The 6,586-nt window shown below is 37.9% G+C and carries 6 protein-coding genes; all 6 read right to left on the bottom strand.

Annotation, left to right across the window (positions count from 1 at the left end; genetic code table 11):
- A partial coding sequence (locus ACYSNO_RS11915) for an ABC transporter permease (RefSeq protein WP_461731302.1) occupies positions 1 to 674 on the bottom strand: 674 nt, incomplete at its 3' end.
- Positions 675 to 1,044: 370 nt separating this feature from the next.
- A complete protein-coding gene (locus ACYSNO_RS11910) occupies positions 1,045 to 1,902 on the bottom strand; it encodes a sugar phosphate isomerase/epimerase family protein (protein WP_461731301.1) in 858 nt (285 codons plus the stop codon).
- 13 nt (positions 1,903 to 1,915) lie between these two features.
- Complete coding sequence (locus ACYSNO_RS11905) at positions 1,916 to 2,971, bottom strand: Gfo/Idh/MocA family protein (RefSeq protein WP_461731300.1); 1,056 nt, start codon at positions 2,969 to 2,971, stop codon at positions 1,916 to 1,918.
- A 71-nt stretch (positions 2,972 to 3,042) separates the two neighbouring features.
- A complete protein-coding gene (locus ACYSNO_RS11900) occupies positions 3,043 to 3,717 on the bottom strand; it encodes a DUF624 domain-containing protein (protein ID WP_461731299.1) in 675 nt (224 codons plus the stop codon).
- A 164-nt stretch (positions 3,718 to 3,881) separates the two neighbouring features.
- Entirely contained in the window at positions 3,882 to 5,660 is a 1,779-nt protein-coding gene (locus ACYSNO_RS11895) for a glycoside hydrolase family 35 protein (protein WP_461731298.1), read from the bottom strand.
- Between the two features lie 24 nt (positions 5,661 to 5,684).
- Complete coding sequence (locus ACYSNO_RS11890; protein WP_461731297.1) at positions 5,685 to 6,572, bottom strand: carbohydrate ABC transporter permease; 888 nt, start codon at positions 6,570 to 6,572, stop codon at positions 5,685 to 5,687.
- Positions 6,573 to 6,586 lie beyond the last annotated feature (14 nt).

Here is a 6,586-nt window from a genome sequence, read left to right as displayed (position 1 = left end):
GTTGGTAAGTTAATGTGCCAGATCCGTTGTAAACGTGTCGCGCCATCCACCACTGCTGCTTCATGTAACTGAGTATCGACTCCTGCCAAGGCTGCGAGGTAGATAACCGAACCCCAACCTGTTCCTTGCCAAACACCAGATAACACATAAACCGTTTTAAACCAACGTGGATCTTCCATAAATGAAATAGGTTGCATTCCGAAGAACTCAATCACGTGGTTGATAATCCCTGTTGATGGGTTTAAGAAGGCTAAGATCATTCCGACCATTACAACGGTTGAAATAAAGTTTGGCGCATATGTAACCGTTTGCGAGAATTTCTTTAATGGACCGTCTTTAATTTCGTTTAAAGCCAAGGCCAAAATAATTGGCAATGGGAATCCGACAACTAAAGAATAGACACTAATTCCTAAAGTATTTTTTAATAGATCCCAAAAATAGTAAGAATCAAAGAAACGTTGAAAATGTTTAAATCCTACCCAAGGACTTCCCCAAACACCTAATGTTGGAATGTAGTCTTTGAATGCGATCATCACACCATACATTGGTACGTATGAGAAAATAAAGAATGCTAAGAATGCTGGTAAAATAAATAAGTATAATTGCCGGCTGGCTAAGATTCTTTTTTTCCGTTCTTCTCCTTTACTTTTTCGATGGTTTGTTGTTAATTCCATGTTTTTTCCCCCTTCTGAACAAACACTTGTTGAACACGCTTTCATCATAGCTCCTTTTGATAAAATCCTCAATATGTAATTTTTGCACCCTCCAAAACATTGGTTTGACAACGTTTACAATTACTTTGGTTGTCATTTGAATAGTCTTTTTTCATCCAATTCCGCAATTCTTATTCATCTTTTCGGTAAAAAAAAAGAAAGACTTCTTATTTTTTTCTTGTTATTTTTAAAAACAAAAAAAGAGTTGCATCTGACGACACCACTCTTTTTTTGCTTCTACCTTTTTAAAAATGGAACAACTGCAGAAGAAAGAACTTTCTATCCTTAGACTCACTTTCTCTAAAAAGAAACATGCCGTTCTCGAAAAATTTTAAACCGCCAAATAGCGACGTAAATTTTCTAAAGAAATTTTTAAAGCGGATAGGTTCTCTTCCATTCCTTCAAATTCAATCGCAATTGGTCCGGTATAACCTTGAGTTTTTAAAATACTCAAACACTGAGCAACAGGTACTTCTCCGTGTCCAACAATCGCTCCTCGTAAATAATTTCCTCCACGACTCTTGAAAAATCCCGTTCCTGGATTAGGTTGATTGCCAGATTTAATGTGGAAATCTTTCACGTGCGCATAGCCTGCATAAGCGGCTACTCGACTCACAGCATCAACAGGAGATTCATCCACACACAAGAAATTCCCCATATCAACTAATAACTTAAAGTTCGGATGATCGACTGCTGTGTATAAAGCTTCCATTCGCGTACTATCTTGAGCAAAGAAACCATGGTTCTCCACAGTTGTTTGAATCCCTTTTTCTGCACCGTAGGCAGCAATTTCACGGCAAAGAATTGCCAGTTCGGGTAAAACTTGTGCAAAGGTTTGATCTTTTTTTCCCCAAGTCGCATCATGGCGAACCCTTGGTGCTCCTAAAATGACCGCATAATCAATCATTTTTTTCACACGTGCGACTTCAGCCGCAGAATCACTGTCACAACCATTTAATAAATCCGCACTAAAAGTAAAAGAAGTGATTGGAAAATCCAGTCGATCTAACTCTGCCTTTAGTTGATGAACATAATCAATTTCGGAAACGCTCTCGTCGTGCTCTAAACCGACAATCTCAACCGCGTCAAAGCCTAATTCCTTTGCTTTTTCAATCGTTTGGAACTGTGTTAACTCCCCACGATCCATTAATTGTTGAAAACTATAGGTACTACATGCAATTTTTCTCATTCTTTTTTCTCTCCTATAAAATGACTTCATGACCCGTTTCAGCCGATTGATAGATTGCTTCAATGATTTGAGCAATCACGACACCATCTTCTGCTGGCGATAAACAAGGGGTGCCTTCTAAAACACATTCCACAAAATGCTGGATCTCATTGTAAAACAAACCATCCATTGATAGAGCTGTTGGCATTTTTAATTGAACATCTGCCATGTATCCATTCATGTTTGTCGATAATGTGAGAGATGGGTTCAACATCGCTCCCCCTTTATTACCAAACAACTCCAACTTCTGCTCATCATCTTTCACGTTTAAGCTAAAGCTAGTTTCAATTGAAATCACAGACCCGTTGTCAAAACGAATCATCGCACTCGCCAAATCTTCCACATCACAAATAATTTCACCTGGAGTTGAAGATATATAGCCTTGTTTATCTTTCACATCTGGGCGATTAAACAACTTTTGGAACGTTGCACCATAAACAGAAACTGGACGATTTTTTCCTAAAAGATAAGTCAGTAAATCAATTACATGAACACCAAGATCAATTAATGGTCCTCCACCTGAACGGGATTTATCTCCAAACCAACCTTCTGGATTCCCATGACGACGTAAATAAGTCGCCTTCCCATAGTAAATTTCACCAAAGAAGTCTTTTTCTTTAAAGTCCATAATAATATTGGCATCGTTACCAAAACGACGGACAAAACCAATCATTAGTAAACGGCCATTTTCTTCCGCTGCAGCTTGCATAGCCTTTGCTTCTTCGACTGTCGTTGCCATCGGTTTTTCACACAAGACATGTTTCCCTGCATTTAATGCAGCAATCGCACATTCTGCATGAGCGGAGTTCCAAACACAAACACTCACGGCATCAATCTCAGCATTTTCTAACATTTCTTCTTTTGTTGCGTAAGTTTCGCCTACTTGATAAAGCGTTGCCATTTTTTCCAACTGCTCCGTATTGATATCACAAAGTGCCACTAGTTCGACATTTGGCATTTTTTGATAGGCTTGAATGTGCTCGTGCGAAATCGATCCTGCACCAATAATTCCAACTCGTAATTTCTTCATCTGTTTCCAATTCTCCTTTTTTTAATCACTTGTATGCGACAATGTGTATTTTTGTTGCCTACAAGATTCGCCTAAAATTTAAAACCCTTCTCAGTCTCAATCGACCTTAATACTAGTCTAACATTTAGAAGAATCAAGTAAATAGGTAAACTAAAAAGAAGTGTGTAGAAAAGTTTCCAACCGGTTAAATAAACCAAAAGGAAAAAAAGTAGGAGTGTCAACCCATTTTTCAGTGAAATCAGAGGGTTCTGGATCATAAAAAACAACGTATTAGTCAAAACATTTCGATTGGAAACATCAAAACGACTAATCAATAAAATTGCTAAGAAAAAAAGAAATGGCAATAAAAATAGTAGGATAAGGGTTGGGTAAAAAAACAAAGTCATTTGTTTCAAAACGAAAATCGTTTGGATATTATAAAGTAATAATGAAGCAATCAAACAAAGGATCACCGAAATGCCCATTCCTTGCCTAAAGTTGTATCGGTAGCTTTGCCAAAATCGTTGCCAAACCTCGTATTCTCCTGTATTCATATAGCGCCAAATAACACTATAACCAGCAGCTACACTAGGTCCCATGAAACAAGCAGACAAAACAATAGGAATCAAGTTTTGACTCGCTTTAGGGATAAAAATAAGACTAAAAACAAATGGTACATTGGTTAATAAAATAAGGCAATTAACCAAAAATAAGGTTCCGACAAAAATTGTTCCTTTATATAATGGACTCGATAAACGTTGAAGCATCTATTCCCTTCCTTTCAAAATAAACGATAAAGACTGTGACACATAACAAATCACAGTCTCTCGTATGGATGATTCGATTCCTTTGATAAATCAGCGGTTCTTTCAGACATTCATAAAGGTCCTTTCCGCCTCTTTATACATGCGAAACCTGAATGTTCTTGTCCTTATTCTTTTGGTTCGAGTGTTTTAGGCTCTGAGGTAAAGACTAGTTGGCGAACTTCTACCCCTTCTGTCTCAAAAACAGTTATCCTGTTTTTTCCTTCTTTTAATAAATCGTATGGTACATACATTGTGTAATACGGACCAATGTCCCAATATCGACCAATATTTACACCATTTACAAAAATATTTCCTTTACCCAAGTCAGACATGTCAATAAAAGTATCCGTTGGTTCTCCAGTAATTTCTAACTCAAATTGATAAAATGCCGGTACTTTTTCTTTCCAAGGTTTTGAAAAATCAATCGTTGCATCCGTTTCTAACGGGAGTGTCGTGTGCTTAATCTTCGAAATAAAGAATAAATCTTGGCGAATACCACCACGAATACCTTTGGATTGTCGCGGAGAGGTTAGATAAGGACCGTAATTGGTACGCCCACGGTTTTCAACGAGCACCTGTAAATGTTCATTGTCTTCAATCTCATTTAAGACAAACTCTTCCCCAATTTCCTCATCGATTTGTGTGAGTACATGCTCTTGATTACGGTACACTTGGATACGATCATTCGCATCAACAATTTCAAAACGTCGAGATCCTTTTTGAAGCGGATTGACCGTGTCATATAAGATATAGCCATATCCCTGACCAAGCTTCTCCATTGGTTTTGTTACATCATGGGTGGTCGTCTCACCAACCGTTTCAAGTGTTTCAAATAAAGAAACTTTTGCCTGACAATCGACCGGTTCATAGGCAGTTGCTTCTGAAATAATTGGTTCTAGTAGTTTTTTATTCGGATACATTTCTTGAATCACTTTGCGAAACGCATCATATTTCTCTGTCGGATTTGCATGCTCATTGAGTGGTGCATCATAATCATAAGAAGTAATTTGCGGTTTGTATCCTTCTTGACGACTCTCGTTTGCGCCATTCCAAAAAGCAAAGTTCGTTCCACCGTGGAACATAAACATATTCACACTACCCAGTTCTAAAATTTCACGAAAAGCATCGGCTGTTTCTTGAGCATCGCGACGAATGACTGGATTCCCCCAGTTATCAAACCAGCCATCCCAAAACTCCATGCACATATAAGGTTTCTGGACATGGTATTTATCCATAATTCGTTGCAATGCTTCAAAATTCGGTTTCGCCTTTGAACCAAAATTCGCTGTTGGTAAAACACCTTCTTCCATCATTGTGCCAGCCTCTAAGACCGCATCCCATCCGCCATCAGATGTTACAAAAGGAACTTCAATCCCATATTTCACTAAAAGATCACGATTCATTCGCAAGTATTCTTTGTCATCTGAGTAAGAGCCATACTCATTTTCAACTTGAACCATAATCATCTTCCCACCACGAGTAAACTGGTAATCCACCACACGAGGAATTAATTCCTTGTAATAGGCATCTACGGCTGCCATGAATTTCGGATCTTGACTACGTACGCGGTCACATTCTTCTAACAACCATGCTGGAAATCCGCCAAAATCCCACTCTGCACAAATATAGGTTGCTGGACGTAAGATAATATATAAACCCATTTCCGTCGCAATATCTAAAAATTTCGGTAAGTCTGCAATCCCCTCAAAATGAAATGTTCCTTTCTTTGGTTCATGCAAGTTCCAAGGCACATACGTTTCAACTGTATTTGCCCCCATTGCCTTTAGGTTGTGTAAACTTTGACGCCACTTTCCAGGAGTGATTCGAAAATAGTGAACCGCTCCTGAAATAATCCGCTCTGGTTTTCCATCAAAATAAAATTCTTCTTTAATTTCAAAATGCATTGTATTCTCCTTCTAAGTCTGTTTTTATTCTTTTACTGACCCCAGCACGAGCCCGCTAATTAAAAAGCGTTGTAACAACGGGTAAATAATTAAAATTGGGATCATTGATACTAAGATTTTGGCTGAATTAAGTGTGAGTGAAGACAAGTCCTTGAGACTCTTCATTTCCTCAGCTGTTGCCTCTTTCATTGCTTCGGTAGATAAAGAAAGCTGTTGTAGATAAGTCTGAAGAGGAATTTTTGTTTGATCATTAATGTAGATTAAGCCATCAAAGAAATTGTTCCAATGTCCTACAATAACAAATAGCGTTATCGTTGCTAAAGATGGTAGAGAAATAGGTAGAAAGATTTTGAATAATACGGTCCAAGGACTTGCTCCATCCATCAATGCAGCTTCTTCTAAGGATGAGGGGATGTTTCTAAAAAAGTTCATCATAAGAATCACATTATATACAGATACTGCTCCTGGTAAAATAAGCGACCAGATCGTATTAATTAATCCCATTTTCGTCACAACCATATAAGTTGGAATAATCCCTCCGTTGAATAACATTGTAAACATCAGTGTCCACATATAAAGATTACGATAGCGAAATTGCTTCGTCGTTCTCGATAGAGGAAATGCCATCAATACCACTAAGGTTAAGTTAATTATACCACCTAAGAATACACGTTGTAATGAAACGCCAAATGCTCGCCAAAAAGCCTGATCATTCATAATTTTTTTATAGGCTCCCAATGTAAAATCAACAGGTATAAAACCTACTTTTCCTGCATTGGCTGCACCACTACTACTAAAAGAAATTGCCACTGTATTTATTAAAGGTGCCAAAGAAATAAAGGCCGCTAATAATAAAATAAAATAGATGATAAACGTTGTTACCCGATAACTAAATGTCTTAGACGTCACCATGATTCTCCGCTCCT

The sequence above is a fragment of the Enterococcus sp. LJL98 genome, assembly GCF_054871745.1.
Note: the sequence above shows the minus strand (reverse complement) of the source record. Positions and strands in the feature narration are given on the sequence as shown.

What these genes read in the sequence shown, in the direction of transcription:
- ACYSNO_RS11910 (WP_461731301.1), bottom strand. Translation starts at nt 1,902, where the DNA reads ATGAGAAAAATTGCATGTAGTACCTATAGTTTTCAACAATTAATGGAT.
- ACYSNO_RS11905 (WP_461731300.1), bottom strand. Translation starts at nt 2,971, where the DNA reads ATGAAGAAATTACGAGTTGGAATTATTGGTGCAGGATCGATTTCGCAC.
- ACYSNO_RS11900 (WP_461731299.1), bottom strand. Translation starts at nt 3,717, where the DNA reads ATGCTTCAACGTTTATCGAGTCCATTATATAAAGGAACAATTTTTGTC.
- ACYSNO_RS11895 (WP_461731298.1), bottom strand. Translation starts at nt 5,660, where the DNA reads ATGCATTTTGAAATTAAAGAAGAATTTTATTTTGATGGAAAACCAGAG.
- ACYSNO_RS11890 (WP_461731297.1), bottom strand. Translation starts at nt 6,572, where the DNA reads ATGGTGACGTCTAAGACATTTAGTTATCGGGTAACAACGTTTATCATC.